We start from the raw sequence: 16385 nt of genomic DNA on the forward strand, positions 1-16385 counted from the left end.
CCGCGCCGCGCGTGGGGGGCGCCTGCCCCCCGGGGCACCGGCGGGGCCCCCGGGGCGGGGCCCCCCCGCCCGGGCGCGGGCCGGGCCCAACGCTCCACCGCCCGCGGTTACGGCAGGAGGGAGTTGTCAAAAGCGTCCTGCACCGTGACCGGCTCGGTGCGCAGGCTGCGGGAGCGCGTCAACTCCTCCAGGCGCTCCCCGACGGCCGGCTCGGAGCAGCCGGGCTTCGAGCCGACCGGGTCGCTCAGGTGGTCGACTGCTGGGCGGCCAGCCGGTAGGCGACCAGATCGCCCACCGAGATCAGCGCCAACCCGTCGCGTGCGGCGAGTTCCCGCAGGTCGTCGAGGCGGGCCATGCTCCAGTCGGGCCGTACGACCTCGCACATGGTGGTGACGCCGGACAGCCCGGCCAGTCGGGACAGGTCCACCCCGGCCTCGGTGTGGCCGTCGCGCTCCAGCACTCCGCCGCGCGCGGCACGCACCGGGAAGATGTGGCCGGGTCGGGCGAAGTCGCCCGCCTGGGTGGTCGGGTCTGACAACGCCTGTACGGTGCGGGCCCGCTCGTCGACCGGGATACCGGTGGTCCCGCCGGCGAGCAGGTCCACCGACACGGTGAAGGCCGTACTGTGCAGGCCGGAGTTGTCCGCCGTCATCTGCGGCAGATCGAGCTCCGCGCACCGCTCGTAAGGCACCGCCGCGCAGACCACACCGGAGGAGTGGTCGAGCATGTACCGCATCGCGGCCTCGTCGGTGTACTCGGCGGCCACCATCAGGTCGCCCTCGTTCTCGCGGGACTCGTCGTCGAAGACAACCACGAAGGCACCGCGACGGAAGGACTCGATCGCCTGTTCCACCTGCCGCAAGCGGTCAGTGCGGTTGAGAAGGGTGTTTGCCATCTGATCTCTCCTGAGGTCGGGGAACCCTGGGCCCGTGGGCCCGGGAGTTCACTGATCTGCGAGAGAACGCGGCCATCCAGAAGGACGCGTGCTTGCGCACACGGCCTCCGCAATGGACGGCGTCAGGTGCGCGGGGAGGGATGGCGAGTGGCAGCTCGCCCCCGTGCACAGACGCCGTTCCGGGGAGAGCGAGCACCGAATCCGGGCGCCGGGGCGGCAAGCCGCTCCTGGCCGGACAATGTGTCGCCGCGCACTACCTTTCATCCGGACTTTCACCGTCGGTCCTGGAGTTTCACCAGGTCAACCAGCCGATGGCGTCGGCTGGGTCGCGGACTTTAACCGCCGGTTCGGAATTGCACCGACCCCGGAGCGCGCGAACACTCGGGAGGATCATGCCACGTATGCGGTGGATTGTGGATGTGTTCCACGGCACACACGCCGACCCGGCAGTCGGCGGCCGTGCACAGGAGCTGCCTCGGTCGCCGGGAGAATCGGCCACCTGTACGGCTCGGGCACGGGCGAAGCGGACAGCAGCCGTGTGAGGACGGGCCCCAAGAAGCCGACGGGAGCCGTCCGGGATCGGCTCGGGGCGGTGCTGACCCCGCTCGTGCCCGGCGTGCTTCTCCTCCTGCTGCGGGCGGGCGCGGTCGAGGGTTGCGCCGTGTCCTCGTTCTTCCTCCCTCACCCGGTCGACCTGGCAGGGGCGTTCGTAGCGGCCCTGGGCCGGGGCGCGCTGCCGGACGCGACGGTCACGGCACTGTACGAGAGCCTCGCCGGCGTCGCGCCGGGGACGGCCGTGGCGCTGCCGCTCGGTTGTCCGATCGCCTGCGGCCGCCTCGCGGCCCGCGCGCTGCAGCCGTACCTGGCAGCGCGTCAGGCCGTCCCGGCAGTAGCCCTCGCACCGCTGCTCGCCTCGGGGCTCGGGTGCGGGACGTGGCCCGTGGTGATGCTGTGCGCGCCGGTGGTGTTCTTCCCCGTTCTGGTCAACAACCTCTGGGCATCCGAGGCCTGGAGCGGGAGGTCCTGGCCGCGGCACGGGTCGACGGGTCGGAGCGTGGGGGATTGACGCGGCGCATCGAGTTCCCGCTCGCCCCGCCGAGCGTGCTCCCCGGGCTCCGGGCCGGCGTCGCGTTGTCGGCCACCGGCGCGATGGTGCGCGAGTTCGTGATGGGCGGTGAGGGCCTGGGTCAACTGCTCGCCGTGCAGCGCAACGGCTCGGAGACGTTCGGGACGTTATCCACCCTCCTGATGCTCTCGCTCCTGGCCGTTGCCCTGTACGGGGCGTTGCGGCTGGTGGAGGGTGGCGTCGAGCGGCGCCGACCGACGCGCTTGACGGGCAATCAGGTACGGGCGGTGTACACGGGGCGGGTGCGTTCGGTCCACCGCATGGTGGCCGGGAACAGCAGGTACCCGAGGAGGAAGACCGCGCCCACGAGCAGCCAGCCGAGCCAGGCCAGCCGGTCGGTGAGAGCGGTGACCATGAGCGGCCCGAGAACCCTGGGCAGTGCGGTGCCCAGTTGGAACGCGCCGCCGTACTGTCCCTGCGCACCGGGGTCCGCGAGGTCGTAGCGGAGCGTCCAGCGCGCACTGTTCCCCCACAGCTCGCCGAGCGTCAGCAGGGCGACCGAGCAGGCGAGTACGGCGACCGCGAGCCAGGTGGGGAGGCGGTCGGTGACCGATGCCAGGGCGCAGGACGCCGCCAGGCCGAGGAACGCCCACCGGTGGAGCCTCGTCGCACCGGCGAGGGTGTCGGCACCGCGAGCCGCGCGGACCTGGAACACCATCACGAGCAGGGTGTTGACCCCGATCAGCCACGAGGCCGCGGGCCGGGGCGCGTGGGTGTGGGACACCACCCACAGCGGCAGGCCGACGGTCAGCAGGATGTCTCCCAGCATGACGATCCCGCTGACCTGGGCCATCGCCAGGTAGGGCAGGTCGCGCAGCGCGGTGAGGCCGGACGGTGCGTCCTTGCGCTCGCGGGTGCCGGGGATCCTGGGGAGGCGCAGGTACAGCACGCACACCAGGAGCGCGGTGCCGGCGTTGCCGAGCATCAGCGCGGTGTAGGCAGCTCTGGTGTCCGCGGCCACGGCGAGGCCCGCCGCCAACACGCCCAGGGAGAAACCTCCGTTGAAGACCGCCCGGCTGTACGCGGACACCGTGACCCGTTGCTCGGGCCCGATCAGGGCGGACAGGATGGCCTGCCGTCCGACGTCCGCGCCGCTCTCCACCACGCCGAGCGTGGTGATGACCACCAGGAACAGCCAGAACGAGGTGACCCGGGTTGCCCAGACCAGCAGGACCACCTGCATCGCGACCATCGCGATGGTCACCTCGCGGGCGCCGTGGCGGTCGGCCAGGTGGCCGACCGGGATGCCCAGGGCGAGGCCGGCCATGCCCGCCACCGACAGGCCCAGGCCGACCTGGGTGGCCGACAGGCCGACCGAGCGGACGAAGAAGACGGCGCTGCCCGAGATGTACAGGCCGAGCCCGATACTGGTGATCAGCGACACCAGGACGATCAGCCGAGCCGGGCCGGGCTCGGGCAGCCGGTCGGTGAGGCGGCGGCGCCGTCCGCCGGGCGGGGACGGCGGGGGCTGCTGGTCGGCGACCTTCGTGGTCGGGGACTCAGACACTGTCGGTTCTCCTGTCCGGGACGCCGGCGTCTTCGCCGCGGCGGTTGGTGATGAGGGTGGCCTGCGCGCCGAGCGTCCGGGCCCGGTAGGTGTCGTTGAGGGAGAGCTCGACGCCGAAGGTCTCCTGGATGCCCGTCAGGAGCGAGACGGCCAGCAGGGAGTGGCCGCCGAGTTCGAAGAAGTCCGAGTCCGGGCCGATGCCGCGGGTGCCCAGGAGTCTGCTCCAGATTCCGGTGAGCGCACTCTCGGCGTGCGTCGAACCGGCGGTGGGGGCCTCGGCCGGTGCGGCGGGCCTGACCGCTGTCCCGATCTCCGTGCAGACCGCCGCGTCGGTCGCGGTGCCGACCGGTGCGTCCGGCGGTGTGCCGGTCGTCGTCCGGGGTACGGCTCCGGGTGCGTCGATCCAGTGCCGGGTCCGGGTGAACCGGTAGGTGGGCAGCGGGACCCTGCGCCGTTCGGCGCCCGCGTGGTGGGCGGCCCAGTCCACGGTCGCGCCGGCGGACCAGGCGGTGCCGACGGCGTCGAACAGCATCCGGGCGGCGTCGGCCGGCTCCTCGGCCGGTCGGGGCATGGTCGTGGCGAGGGCCGCCCGGCCGGCGGCGTCCTGCTGGAGGGCGAGACCGGTCAGCGCACGTCCGGGACCGACCTCCAGCACGATCGGACTGGGCAGGGCCAGGACCCTGGCCAGGCCGTCGGCGTAGCGCACCGGCTCGCGCAAGTGCTCGGTCCAGTAGTCGGCCGAGTGGCCCCTGCGGCGGTTCATGAAGTCGCCGGTGACGTTGGAGACCACCGGGATCCTGAGCCGGGAGAACGTCACCGACCCGGCGAGCGCGCGGAACTCCTCCAGTACAGGGGCCATCAGCGCAGTGTGGAAGGCATGACCGACGCGCAGCGCGCGCGTCGCCGTCCCCTCCGCGGCCAGCCGCCGTGCGAGCGCGTCGACCTCCTCGACGGTGCCGCCGACCACGGTCACCGACGGCGCGTTGACGGCGGCGACCGACAGGGTACCGTCCAGCCGGCTGCGGACGGCCGGCTCCGGGGCGAGCACCGCGAGCATCGTGCCGCGCGGCGCCCGCGCCATGACGTCGCCGCGCGCGGCGACCAGACGGAGGGAGTCCTCGAGGGACATCGCTCCGGCAAGGCAGGCGGCGGTGTACTCGCCGACACTGTGGCCGAGCAGCGCCTTGGGACGTAGCCCCCAGCCGGTCAGTACCTGGGCCAGCGCGTACTGGGTGACGAACAGTGCGGGCTGGGCGAGCCGGGTCTCCCTGAGCTCCGCGGCATCGTCGGCGGTGGGCCGGTCGGGGGTCAGCAGTCTGTCGAGGTCCGCGGCGAGTCGGGGTTCGAGCAGGGTCAGGCAGTGGTCGAACACGGTCCGGAACTGCGGGATCTCCCGGTGGAGGCCGGCCGCCATGCCGGCGTACTGGGAGCCCTGGCCGGGGAACTGGAGGACCAGTGACGAGGATCGCGGGACCTGCCGGACGGCGGCGGCGTCCAGGGCCGCGCCGAGTCCGTCGAGCCCGCTCACGGTGACGGCTCGCCGCCACTCCAGGTGGGCCCGTCCGGTCTGCAGTGTGTGGGCGATGTCGCCGAGCGGGGGGCGTTGCGTGTCGAGATGCCGTACGAGGTCGGCGCCGGCGGCGAGGACGCCCTCGCGGGTACGGGCCGACTGGACGACGATCTCCGCCGGTCGTTGCCGGTCGGCGGCCGGCGGGGCGGCCGGCGGGGCCTCCTCCAGGACGACGTGCGCGTTGGTCCCGCCGATGCCGAAGGAACTCACCCCGCACCGGCGGGGGGCGCCGGAGGACGGCCAGGGCCGGGCCTCGCGGTTGACGCGGAACGGGCTCTCCTCCAGTCGGAGGTCGGGATTGGGCTCCTCGCAGTTGATGCTCGGCGGCAGTACCCGGTGCTTGAGGGCCAGTACGGCCTTGATGAAGGAGGCGATGCCCGCGGCGGCGTCGAGGTGGCCGATGTTGGGTTTGAGGCTGCCGATCGCGCAGTCGCCGCGCCGCTCGGGGCCGTCCCGGAAGGCGGCGGTCAGGGCGGCGATCTCGATACCGTCGCCGAGTTCGGTACCGGTGCCGTGGGTTTCGACGTAGTCGATCTCCGCGGGGGTGATTCCGGCGGCCCGCAGCGCCGCGCGGATGACCGCCGTCTGCCCGGCGACGCTCGGCGCGGTGTAACCGACCTTGTCGCCGCCGTCGTTGTTGACGGCGGAGCCCCGGATCAGGGCGTGCACCACGTCGCCGTCCCGCTGCGCGTCCAGCGCACGCTTGAGCAGCACGACGCCGACGCCACTGCCCGCCACGGTGCCGGCCGCCCGGCGGTCGAAGGCCCGGCAGCGACCGTCGGGGGACAGGATGCCGTGGCGTTGGTAGCGGTAGCCGACGTGCTGCGGCAGGGTGATGGAGGCACCTCCGGCGAGTGCCAGGTCGCACTCGCCGTGGAGCACGCTCCGGGCCGCGTAGTGGACCGCGACCAGCGAGGTGGAGCACGCGGTCTGGACGGCGAGGGCGGGTCCGGTGAGGCCCAGGCGGTAGGCGATCCGGGTCGCGGCGTGTTCCTTGTCGTTGCCCACCATGATCGGCAGGAGGCCGACATCCTCTTCCAGTTCCGGCCGTCGGAGCAGGTGGTGCAGCAGGTAACTGCTCATCGACGTGCCGACGAAGACACCGACCCGGCCGCCCCCCGCGCCGTGGCCCGCCTCCTCGAGGGCCGTCCGGGCGCACTGGAGCAGCAAGCGCTGCTGGGGGTCCATGAGTTCGGCTTCGCGGGGCGGGTAGCCGAACAGCTCCGCGTCGAACAGGTCGACGTCGTCGAGCACGCCGCGGACAGGGACGTAGGAGTCGTGGCGGTACTCCTCGGGAGTTACCCCGGCGGCCGCGAGCTGCTGGGTGGTCAGCCGGGTGAGACTCTCGCGCCCGGCCTGGATGTTCTCCCAGAACCGCGTCGGTGAGTCGGCCCCGGGGAACCTGCCGGACAGGCCCACGACGGCTACTGCGTCGTCCAGTTGCATGTCAGTAGAACCCCCGTTTGAGAAGCGTCCAAGAAGGAGCCGCACTCGGGTGCGGCGGTGGATCGGCCCGCCCGGCCCACGTCCGGACGCGGCCGGTGGGCCGGCGTCGGTGGGAGGTTGCCAGGGAGAGCGGAAGAAGTCCGTTGGCGCCGACGGGCGTCGGCCGCGGTGCGGCCGACGGCACCCGGCGGCGCGGGACGGTTCACCGTACCCCCGGCCCCTGACCGGCTCGGTGTCTCTGTGACGTATCCAACAGTGTGAAGAGCCTCAGTTGCTCTCAGCTGCGAGTTCATCTAGTGTCCGGTGCTTGTCGGCCGCCACAGGGGATGGAGCGGCCGCGCCGCCCGACGGGCGCCATGGGGGAATCAGCGACTGTCGTCGACCGTGATCGTCGACGACTTCGCGCAACGGTCCCCCGGCTCAGGTCCCGGGGCTTCTGACCACTTCACCGCGATGTCAGTCGCGTACCGAAATTCCGACGACCCGTTGTCGTGCCGTGCCCACCTGGGCCGGTCCGTCGGCATGGTTGTCGGCAGCACATCACTCTCACAAGAACGGGGCGAGCTGTGCGTAAATCGCGAAAGCTCAGGTTGCTTGTCGAGTCTCCGGCGGTCACCACCGTCATGGGGGCGTCCTCGGGCCTGGCCGCAATTCTGGCGGAAGAGGCGGGTTTCGACGCCGTCTGGTCGTCGAGTTTTGAGGTGTCGGCATTCCGAGGGCTCCCCGACGCGAGTCTGCTGACCATGACCGATTACCTGCGGTCCGCCGTCGAGGTCGAACGCGCGTGTGGACTTCCGGTCGTCGCCGACTGCGACACCGGATTTGGAAATTCGCTCAACATTGCGCATATGATCCACGAGTACGAGGCTGCGGGAATCGCCGCGGTGTGCATCGAGGACAAGATCTTCCCGAAGGTCAACAGCTTCAGTTCCCGGGGTCAGGTCCTGGAGGACGTCGCGGAGTTCGCGCACCGGATCGCCGTGGCCAAGGCCGCCCAGCGCGATCCCGACCTGGTGGTCATCGCTCGTACCGAGGCGCTGATCGCGGGATGCGATGTGAACGAGGCCCTGCGCCGGGCCGCGGCCTATGCCGAGGCCGGCGCGGACGCGATCCTCGTCCACTCGAAGTCATCGGTTCCCGACGAGGTCCAGGAATTCCTCGGAAAATGGTCAGGGATTCGGCCGGTCGTCGTCGTTCCGACGACGTACTACGACTGGCCGGTGGGCGAGATGCAGAAGGCCGGCGTGGCCATGAGCATCTATGCGAACCAGGGCCTTCGGGCAACTGTGAGTGCCGTCCGGCGCACGCTGTCGACAATTCGTGAGGACGGGTCCAGTGCGGCCGTCGAGAACAAGGTCGCCAGCGTGCGCGAGATATTTGAGCTGCAGCGGCTCGACGAATGGCTTTCGCTGTCCCGTTGATCCGGCCCACCCCCGGACATCAGATTCAGAATTCGAAATATCAGGAGAGAGTCGTGGCAGTAGAGGTAGAAGAGTTCATCGCCCAGCTCAACCAGGAGAACGAGGACTACTTCTCCGCGCTCCCGGAGTCGGACACCGTCTACTGGACCGGGAAGCTGGACGGACTCGCGGCGGCGGAGGCCCTCAAGCCCCGCTGGTACAACGAGATCCGCGGTGTCGACATCATCGGCCGATTCATCGGGCGGGTACCGGACATGACGCTCAAGATCCTGGTGGGACGTCAGGTCGGCGACGAGGCGAAGCACGCCAAGCACTGCCGTCGCCGCATCGAGGCGCTGGGCGGCTCGGTGATGGACTACCGCCCCAGCGCGGAGCAGCTGCGCTTCGGTGACCTGCTCGACGAAATGGCCTACCCGGAGGAGTTCTTCGCCGCGCAGCAGCTGACGGTGGAGACCCAGAGCCTCAAGCGCAATGAGAAGGCCCTGGCCCGGTTCGATCCCGAGACCGCCGAGATGTTCGAGAAGCACATCAACCCGGACGAGCGCTTCCACGCCCGGCTGGGCCACCTGGGCCTGCAGGTCTTCGCCCGCACGACGCCCGCCCAGGACCGTGCCCGGCGCGCGTGCGAGGTCATCCGTGAGGCCCACGTCGCGATGGTCCGCGCGCACAGCGGCAACATGTTCGCGGCCGGTTACCTGAACGCCTGATGACTCTCATCGGAGTGCTCGGCCAGGGCGCGGTCGGGCGCGCCGTCTCCGGCCGGCTCACGGACTGTGGCTTCACCGTCCGTGCGGCCGACCGGGACGACCGGCGCCAAGTGCTCGACGCCGAACCCGACGTGCTGATCACGGCCCTCACCCGGGGTGACGAAAGCCTGCACCAGCTCAGTGAGTTGGAGTGGGTGCCGGGTGTCGTCCTGGACCTCACCACGCAGAGCCCGGAGTCGGCTTGGCGGTGCGCGCGGCAGGCTGGCGCGCTGGGCACCGCCTACCATGGCGGCGGTCTGACCGGCGGCGGGCGCGAACTCGCTCTGGGCCAGGGCGTGTTGCTGCTCGGAAGTCCCGTCGACCCGGACGGGCCGGCCGGCCGCGTCGTGTCGGCCCTGGGCCGGGCGATCGGATTTCCGAGCGCACCCGAGGCCGCCAAGGCGAAGCTCCTCCACAACTGGGTCCTGCTGGTGCAGCAGTGGTCCGCCGCGCTCGCGCTGGGGGAGGCGGGCCCCGACGGCGCCGGAGCGCTGGTGGAGGTCCTGGCGGCCGGAACTGCAGGGCGCGCGGTGCCCGAGTGGTCGGTGGTGCGGGACGCCCGCGGACCGGCGCGCTCGACCTACCTCGGGCGGCTCGCCGCCAAGGACCTCGGTGAGATCGCCCGCGGGCTGCCCGCCCTCGCCGAGGCGGGCGGCCCGGTACTGGAAGTGCTCACCGAAGCACTTCTCGCCGGAGCCGAACAGCCCTACACGCAAACACTGTTGAACATTCTCGACGGGACCGGCAACGGCCCCAAGGAGGTACTGTGACGATGACCGCAGAGGCGTGGAGCGCCCCTGAACGGCAGATCTGGGAAGGCTACGCGGCCCGGCTCGCCGAGCTGCGCGAGCACCCGTGGGCCAAGGCGGTCCTGGCCCACGCCCAGCTGGAGTTCCTTGCGGCGGGGCCGCTGGAGGACATTCGGGTGTCCGACCTGTCGGTAGCCATTTTCCACCTCGAGAACGCGCTCGCGGACAACCGCGTTGCGCTGCCCGACCTCGCGCTGATGGAGCCGGACGACGTCAGGCGCCACCCCGGCTTCGACGGCGTCGAGGACGACTCGGTCGCAGAGGAAGAGCGCCTGCTGAGCCTGCGGGAGGCCCTCCGTGGCGTCTGAGCCGAACGAGCGTCCGGACTGGTTCTGGGAGTTGGCCGTCGCGATGAACGCGGCGTTCAAGGGCCTTCTCGGCAGCATGGGCGAGTCGGGACACATCTGCGCCTCGGTCGAGTCCGCGCCGGGCGAGGTCGACACCGAAGCCGGCTGGGATGCAACAGTCCGGCGGCTGTCGGAACTGGTGGGTCCGCACGTCATCGACGGCGACGTGGTCGTGGTGGCCGACAAGGTCACCTCGGCCGGCCTCGGCCGGGTGGGTCCCCGCCAGGTGCTCGCCGACCCCGACCCCAAGACCGTCCCGGCACACCGGCTTCCGGAGCTCGCGGCCGCGTGGAGCGAGCGGCTCGGCTATCACGTGACGGACCAGCACCTGTTGCTGGCAGACGAGTTCGGCACAGACCGGGCCACCCTCGGCACCGACGACCCGAATCTGCGGGCCGTGCAGATCGCCGCCGCGATCGAGCGGGACCACGGGGTCGTGGTGGACGTGATCATCTCCGACACCGACACCGGCCTGGACACCCGCACCCCGATCATCGGCACCCTCACCATCGGTGCGACACCGATCGGCGCCACCGCTGGGGTCAACCTCTACGAGGCCATGCGCTGCGCGGTCGCGGCCGAGTTCGCCCGGGGCCACGGCCGCCGCATTCCCGCCGTGGTGTGCCGTCCGGCCCAGCGCCGGGCCGGACGTCCGCAGGTGGGTGCCCAGCGCGCCTACCTGGGATTCCTGGACGCGTCCCGTGAAGGTGCTCTGACCCACGCATGACCGAGCGCTTCTCCCACCTGGTTTGGGAAGGACGGTTCCAACCGATCCACCGCGGCCATCTCGCCTACATCGGCGAGCTGCTGCGGCGGACCGGGAAACTGACCGTCGTTGTGGTCGCGAACGAGAGCTCCGCCGAGGCCGGGCACCCTTCCCCGGTACCCGGGTTCTCCCGGATCGTGGACGGCCACCATGCCGGCGAGCGCAACCCGTGGTCGCTGTGGCTGCGCCACCGGATGGTCCGGGCCACGGTGGGAGCGGCGTTCCCCGAGCGGGTGGCCGACATCGAGGTCCTCGCCGGGCACCGGCTCGATCTCGACTGGCCGCTCTACCAGCAACTCCTGCCGCCGGAGCGGGTGTTCGCCGTCCCTTCCCGGGACGACTTCGAGGACGCCAAGGCCGAGGCATGGACCACGCTCGGCGAGCGGGTGGTGCGCCTGGACGTCGCCCACCTGCCAGCGGTGTCCGGGACCCTGGTGCGCGAGCTGATGGCTGCGGGCAGGCCGCTCGACGAGGTCCTGCACCCGGTGACGCTGGGGCTGCTCGGCGGTACGGCCGGGGCCGGCGAGGTGGGGGCATGACCGTCGAGCGGCCGGTGGTCGCCGTCCTGACCACCCTGGGTGAGTCGCACCTGGCACGGATGGCGACCGCGACGGAGGTGGCCCGGGCCACCTCCGTCGCGGCCCTGCCGGTCGAGGCCCGCCGCCGCTGCCGCGTGGTGGTGCTCCGCTCGGAGGCCAACCTCGGCGCGGCCGAACTCGCCGAACTGCCCGGGCTGACCGACGTGGTGCGGCCCGGCAGCGGTACCGACAACATCGCGCTGGACGTGCTCGAGGCCCGCGGAATCCGGCTGCACCGCAACGCGGACGTCAGCGCGGACGCGGTGGCCGAACTGGCGGTCGCGGGACTGACCGTGCTCTGCCGACGGATGGGCGTCGGCTACCGCTGGCTGCTCGACGGCACCTTCGCCAAGCACCGGCTGATGGGCGAACCCCTGGCCGCGCAGCGGGTGGCCGTCTGGGGCGCGGGGCCGATCGGCCGGGCGCTCCACCGGCGCCTGGAGATGCTCGGGATGGACACCGGATTCGTCCGACACCCCTCCCTGCCGGACGGCCTCCCGGTGTTCGACCGCGCAGAGGCGATGGCCGAGGCGGACGTCCACGTGCTGGCCGTCCCGTTGCGGCCGACCACCAGGCGGATGGTCGACGAGGCCTGGCTCGCTGGTGTCGCCGCGCGCCGGCCGTACCTGGTCAACGTCGGCCGGTACGAACTGATCGACCAGGACGCCGTCGCCGCGGCCCTGCAGGAGGACCGGCTGCGAGGCTGCTACCTCGACCCCGTGGACGCCGGCCTGGCCGCCGAGACCGACCGCTTCCTCGCCGCGACGCGGGACGCCAACGTCTTCGCGACGCAGCACCAGGGAGCCCAGCGCTCCGACGTGCGCGGCGTCCTCGACGCATGGGCGGTGCGGCGGGTCCTCGATGTCCTGTCACCGGAGCTGGGAGGGAACTGAACGATGTGGAGCCCAGCGAGCGAGTGCCTGGTCCCGCTCCACGTGAGCGGCACCGGTCGGGCGGTGTACTGCGTGCACGCCCTGGGCGGTACGGTCGCCTACTACGCCCCGGTGGCCAGACGGCTGGGCCACCTCAGGGACGTCTACGGGCTGCAGTGCCACGGGATCAGCCCCGCCAACCGGCCCGACCGGACGATCGAGGAGATGGCCGACCGGTACATCCGGGCGATCACCGCAGTACAGCCGGAAGGACCCTATGAGGTCCTCGGATACTCGATGGGCGGTTTCATCGCCTTCGAGATGGCCCGGCAGTGGGAGGCACGGGGCGAGCGCGTCGCGCTCGCCGGGCTGCTCGACACCGAGCCGCCGCACGCCCAGCAGGACCCGCTGAGCACCGGGCAGACCCTCGGCCTGCTCTCCCGCGCCGTCGGCCTGTCGACACCGTTCACGGCCCCGGCCGGGGCAGCGCGCGAGGAACTGCTCCAGGGCTTCCTCCGGCGCGCCGTGGCCGAGCACCGGCTGCCGCCGTCCTTCCGGCCCGAGGACCTCACGCCGCTGGTCGACATCTACGCCGTCAACGGCGAAGCCTGCGCGCGCTACGACCCCGACGCCGTCTTCGGCAGCATCGACTGCCTCTTCACCCACCGCCCCGGCAGCACACCCGCCGAATCCGCGGAGGGCTGGCAGGAGTACGTGGACGGCGAAGTGCGCGCGCAGGCCATTGACGCCGACCACCACGCACTGATGCACGAACAGCACGCCGCACAGGTCTCGGGAGTGATCCTGCGCTGGCTCACCAGGGAGACGATGTGACTGCCCACGACCTGCCGGAGCACCCGGTACCACCGCTCCGGGCCGAGCCCTGGACCGCGCCTGCGGCACAGGTCCTACGGCTCTCGGAGCCCGAACTGCGGCGGCGGGCCGCCACGGCGTCCTTCGTCGCCCTCGGCGGCACCTCCCTGCGCGCCATCGAACTCGCGGCCCTGGCCGAGCGCCGACTCGGCCTCGCGCCCGAGGTCGGCACGCTGCTCGGGCCTCTGCCGCTGGCCGAGGTCCTCGCCACCGCCCCGCCGGTGCGCAACTCGCCAGACCCGGCCGACGACGGTGCCGTGACCGAAGGCCTGCGCGCCGCGTCGGTCGGCGAGTACTCCATGCTGCTCAGCGATCAGGCCCACCCCAGCACCGCCCACCACCTGCTCTTCAGCGCCGAGGTGCGCGGGATGCTCGACGAGCGGCGACTGGCCGGCGCGATCACCGCGCTCGCCGCCCGGCACGAGGCGCTGCGCACCGTCTTCCTCGATCAGGACGGCCGCACGGCGGCCCGCGTCCTGCACGAATGGCGGCCCGCACTGATCCGGCAGGAGCTGCGTCCACCGGAAGGGTCCGACCCGGTGGCCGCCGTGCACGCCGTGGTCGGGCCCGCCGGCCGTGACCTCATGCGGCCGTTCGACCGGCCGGCGGCCGCGTTCGTCCTCACCGGACTCGGCCCCGGCCACCACGTCCTCTCACTGCTGGTGCACCACGCGCTCGTGGACGGATGGAGTATCGGTCTGCTGTGGCGGGACCTGGTCGCTGCCTACCGCGGTGACCTGCCGGCGGGCCGGGCTCCCTCGCCGCGGACGGTCGTCCGGGAGGAGGACTCCGAACGGGCCCGGGCCGCCCTCGCGGCACGGCTGCCCGAACTCGCGGGCGCTCCCACCACGATCGAACTCCCGTCCGATCTGGCCCGGCCCCGGGTGGCCGACCGGCGCGGCACCCGGCTCGGGTTCGCACTCGGCCCAGGAGCCATGGCCGCCGTCCAGGTCCTGGGCCGCGAGACCGGCCTGACCCGCAACACGCTGCTGCTGGCCGCCTGGTCCTTCGTCCTGGGCCGTCGCGCCGGCACGCCCGACCTGCTGATCGGCATGGCCTCGGCGAGCCGCACCGGTGCGGCGCACGACGTGGTCGGACTGCTGACCAAGATCCAGCCCGTCCGCTGCCGTCCCGAACCCATGTCGACCGTCCGGGAGTTCCTCGGCCGGGTCGGCGCCGACATCCGCCGCGCGCTGGACACCGGCGCGGTGCCCTCCGAACGGATCGTCTCCGCGATGGGCGCGGGCGGGGACCCGCGGCGCAACCCGCTGACCCAGTTCGCCTTCGCCGCCCACGACGAGCTGGTACCCGGCACGCTCACGGCCGGAGAGGTCACCTTCGATCTCCACGAGGGCCACTGCGGCGGCTCCGTCTTCGACGCCGTCCTCTACGTGCAGCAGTGGAGCGCCGAACGGTCGGTACTCGCCCTGGAGTACGCCACCTCGGTGCTCGGCTTCGCCGACGCCACCACACTCGCCGCCGAACTCGACGCCGTGCTGGTCGGGTTCGCCATCGACCCCGACGCGCCGCTGGCCACGGTCGGCGACCCGTCGACCCCTGCCCGCACGGCACGCGAGCGCCTCGCCGCCGGACCCCCGGCACTGGACCGCACCGGCCTGTGGCAGCTCTTCGAACACGTCTGCCGCACCCACGCCGACACCGTCGCCGTGGCCGACGCCGCCGGCGACCTCCGGCTGACCTACCGCCAGCTGCACCGCGCCGCGGAGCAGCAGTCGGCAGTACTCGCGGCCGCGGGAGTGGGTGTGGGCGACCACGTGGTGCTCGCCCACGGCCGCTCGACGCAGGAGCTCGTCTCGGTCCTTGCCACCCTTCGCCTGGGCGCCGCCTACGTGGGACTGGACGAGGGCGCGCCGGACGCCGTCGCACAGCGCGTCATGTCCGCCGTCGCCCCGAAGGCGCTGCTCGGTGACATCCGCCGACCGGCCCCCCTCGGCGCCCGCAGCGTGTCACTGGTCGACCCGTGGGAGCCAGGCGACGCCGAGGTCGGCCCCGCCGCGGAGGCGGACCCCGACCGGATCGCCTACATCGCCTTCACCTCCGGCTCCACCGGAGTCCCCAAGGGCGTCCGGGTGCCGCACCGGGGCGTGACCCGACTGGTGACCGGCCCGGGCGTACTGGAGCCAGGAGCCGCCGAGCGGTTCCTGCGCTTCGCGCCGCTCGCCTTCGACGCCTCCACCCTGGAGATCTTCGCGCCGCTCACCACCGGCGGGACCGTGGAGATCCACTCCGCACCGCACCTGGTCCCGTCCGTCCTCCGCGACTTCGTCCGCAGCCGTGGCATCACCGGCCTGTGGCTCACAGCCGGGCTGTTCCGGCTCGTCGCCGACCACGAGCCCGCCGCCTTCCGCGGGGTGCGGCAGGTCCTCACCGGTGGTGACGTGGTACCGCCGGCCCAGGTCCGGCGGGCCCTGGAGGCCGCTCCCGGCCTGGTTGTCACCAACGGCTACGGCCCCACCGAGAACACCACCTTCACCACCGTGCACCACATCCGCGACCGCGTGGAGGTCGAGGACCCGCTGCCGATCGGTCGCCCCGTGCCCGGCACCTCGGTGGCCGTGGCCGACGAACACGGGCGCCCGGTCCCGCCGGGAGCCGTCGGCGAGCTCCACACCGCCGGCGACGGCCTGGCCGCCGACTACCTCGACGCTCCGGAAGCCACCGCGCGTGCCTTCGTCACCGGCCCCGACGGCCGCCGCCACTACCGCACCGGTGACCTGGTCCGCTGGGACGGTGCCGGCCGGCTGCGCTACCTCGGCCGGCGCGACAACCAGGTCAAGATCCGGGGCTTCCGGGTGGAACTGGACGGCATCGCCCATGTGTTGCGCGACCACCCCGATGTGCGGGACGCCGTCGTCGTCCCCACCCCCACGACCGGGGAACGACTCCTGGTCGCCGCCGTGGTCGCCGACGACTCGCCGCAGCTGCTTGCGACGCTCGCGGCGCACGCCGGACGGTTGCTTCCCGGCTACGCCGTGCCGACCCTGTGGACGGTGGTCGAGGAACTGCCGCTCACGCCCAACGGCAAGGTGGACACCGCCGGACTGGCTGCGGCCGGCGCGCCGCTCGCAGCGGGTGGCCTGGCTCCCGAGCTCGACCTCGGTGCCGAACCCGGTCCCGGTCCCGTGGCCGACCTCGGCCCCGTTCCCGACCCGGTCCGCGATCAGGTCCCCGATCCCGACGAGATCGCCGACGCAGTCGCCGACGTGTGGGAGGAGGTCCTCGGTACCGACGACTTCGGCTACGACGAGCGGTTCTTCGACGTCGGCGGCGACTCCCTGCAACTGACCAGGGTCCGTAACGGCCTGCTCCGCGCACTGCCGTGGTGCGACGTCACCGTGCTCGACCTACTGACCCACACCACCGTCGACGCGCTCGCCGCGTACCTCGCCAACCGACACGGAGAATGAG

13 protein-coding genes, 1 pseudogene and 1 riboswitch are annotated in these 16385 nt (G+C 72.3%); of the genes and pseudogenes, 11 read left to right on the top strand and 3 right to left on the bottom strand.

All coding sequences use genetic code 11. The features are described 5' to 3' along the window. Positions 1-244: 244 nt before the first annotated feature. The gene (ribB, locus tag ACIPYS_RS39425; RefSeq protein WP_400755389.1) at positions 245-895 is read right to left on the bottom strand and encodes a 3,4-dihydroxy-2-butanone-4-phosphate synthase; all 651 of its coding nucleotides are present in this window, start codon (positions 893-895) and stop codon (positions 245-247) included. 246 nt (positions 896-1141) lie between these two features. Further along, positions 1142-1272: riboswitch (FMN riboswitch) on the bottom strand. Positions 1273-1487: 215 nt separating this feature from the next. Here ribB and ACIPYS_RS39430 point away from each other — a divergent pair. Together ACIPYS_RS39430 and ACIPYS_RS39435 are read left to right on the top strand one after the other, a co-directional pair. Then, positions 1488-1961, top strand: coding sequence for an ABC transporter permease (locus tag ACIPYS_RS39430; protein ID WP_400755391.1), 474 nt, complete (start codon positions 1488-1490; stop codon positions 1959-1961). Next, a pseudogene (locus tag ACIPYS_RS39435) lies at positions 1847-2143 on the top strand (ABC transporter permease subunit); the annotation flags it as partial. The gene ACIPYS_RS39430 and the pseudogene ACIPYS_RS39435, both read left to right, overlap by 115 nt. Positions 2144-2235: 92 nt before the next feature. On the opposite strand, the gene ACIPYS_RS39440 reads toward ACIPYS_RS39435, so the two are convergent. Beyond that, entirely contained in the window at positions 2236-3528 is a 1293-nt protein-coding gene (locus ACIPYS_RS39440) for an MFS transporter (protein ID WP_400755393.1), read from the bottom strand. Continuing rightward, positions 3521-6544, bottom strand: coding sequence for a type I polyketide synthase (locus ACIPYS_RS39445; RefSeq protein ID WP_400755395.1), 3024 nt, complete (start codon positions 6542-6544; stop codon positions 3521-3523). Before ACIPYS_RS39445 ends, ACIPYS_RS39440 begins: the two co-directional genes overlap by 8 nt. 566 nt (positions 6545-7110) lie before the next feature. Here ACIPYS_RS39445 and ACIPYS_RS39450 point away from each other — a divergent pair. Genes ACIPYS_RS39450 through ACIPYS_RS39490 form a run of 9 tightly spaced genes read left to right on the top strand, consistent with a single transcriptional unit; the run spans position 7111 to position 16384 of the window. Next, positions 7111-7965 carry an isocitrate lyase/phosphoenolpyruvate mutase family protein gene (locus ACIPYS_RS39450; RefSeq protein WP_400755397.1) on the top strand — a complete coding sequence of 285 codons (855 nt, stop codon included), beginning with the start codon at positions 7111-7113 and terminating at the stop codon, positions 7963-7965. 53 nt (positions 7966-8018) lie between these two features. Then, a complete protein-coding gene (locus ACIPYS_RS39455; RefSeq protein ID WP_400755399.1) occupies positions 8019-8672 on the top strand; it encodes a hypothetical protein in 654 nt (217 codons plus the stop codon). After that, a complete protein-coding gene (locus tag ACIPYS_RS39460) occupies positions 8672-9481 on the top strand; it encodes a hypothetical protein (RefSeq protein WP_400755401.1) in 810 nt (269 codons plus the stop codon). The genes ACIPYS_RS39455 and ACIPYS_RS39460 overlap by 1 nt, the downstream gene beginning before the upstream one ends. After that, positions 9478-9828, top strand: coding sequence for a hypothetical protein (locus ACIPYS_RS39465; RefSeq protein WP_400755403.1), 351 nt, complete (start codon positions 9478-9480; stop codon positions 9826-9828). Before ACIPYS_RS39460 ends, ACIPYS_RS39465 begins: the two co-directional genes overlap by 4 nt. Next, complete coding sequence (locus tag ACIPYS_RS39470; protein ID WP_400755405.1) at positions 9818-10594, top strand: hypothetical protein; 777 nt, start codon at positions 9818-9820, stop codon at positions 10592-10594. Before ACIPYS_RS39465 ends, ACIPYS_RS39470 begins: the two co-directional genes overlap by 11 nt. Continuing rightward, complete coding sequence (locus tag ACIPYS_RS39475) at positions 10591-11172, top strand: hypothetical protein (protein WP_400755407.1); 582 nt, start codon at positions 10591-10593, stop codon at positions 11170-11172. The genes ACIPYS_RS39470 and ACIPYS_RS39475 overlap by 4 nt, the downstream gene beginning before the upstream one ends. Next, positions 11169-12104: an NAD(P)-dependent oxidoreductase gene (locus tag ACIPYS_RS39480; RefSeq protein WP_400755409.1), complete on the top strand. Its 936-nt coding sequence runs from the start codon at positions 11169-11171 to the stop codon at positions 12102-12104. The genes ACIPYS_RS39475 and ACIPYS_RS39480 overlap by 4 nt, the downstream gene beginning before the upstream one ends. Before the next feature lie 3 nt (positions 12105-12107). Further along, the gene (locus ACIPYS_RS39485) at positions 12108-12917 is read left to right on the top strand and encodes a thioesterase domain-containing protein (RefSeq protein ID WP_400755410.1); all 810 of its coding nucleotides are present in this window, start codon (positions 12108-12110) and stop codon (positions 12915-12917) included. Then, positions 12914-16384, top strand: coding sequence for an amino acid adenylation domain-containing protein (locus tag ACIPYS_RS39490; protein ID WP_400755412.1), 3471 nt, complete (start codon positions 12914-12916; stop codon positions 16382-16384). Before ACIPYS_RS39485 ends, ACIPYS_RS39490 begins: the two co-directional genes overlap by 4 nt. Position 16385 lies beyond the last annotated feature (1 nt).

The organism is Kitasatospora sp. NPDC089913, from assembly GCF_044748625.1.
Classification (GTDB): Bacteria; Actinomycetota; Actinomycetes; order Streptomycetales; family Streptomycetaceae; genus Kitasatospora.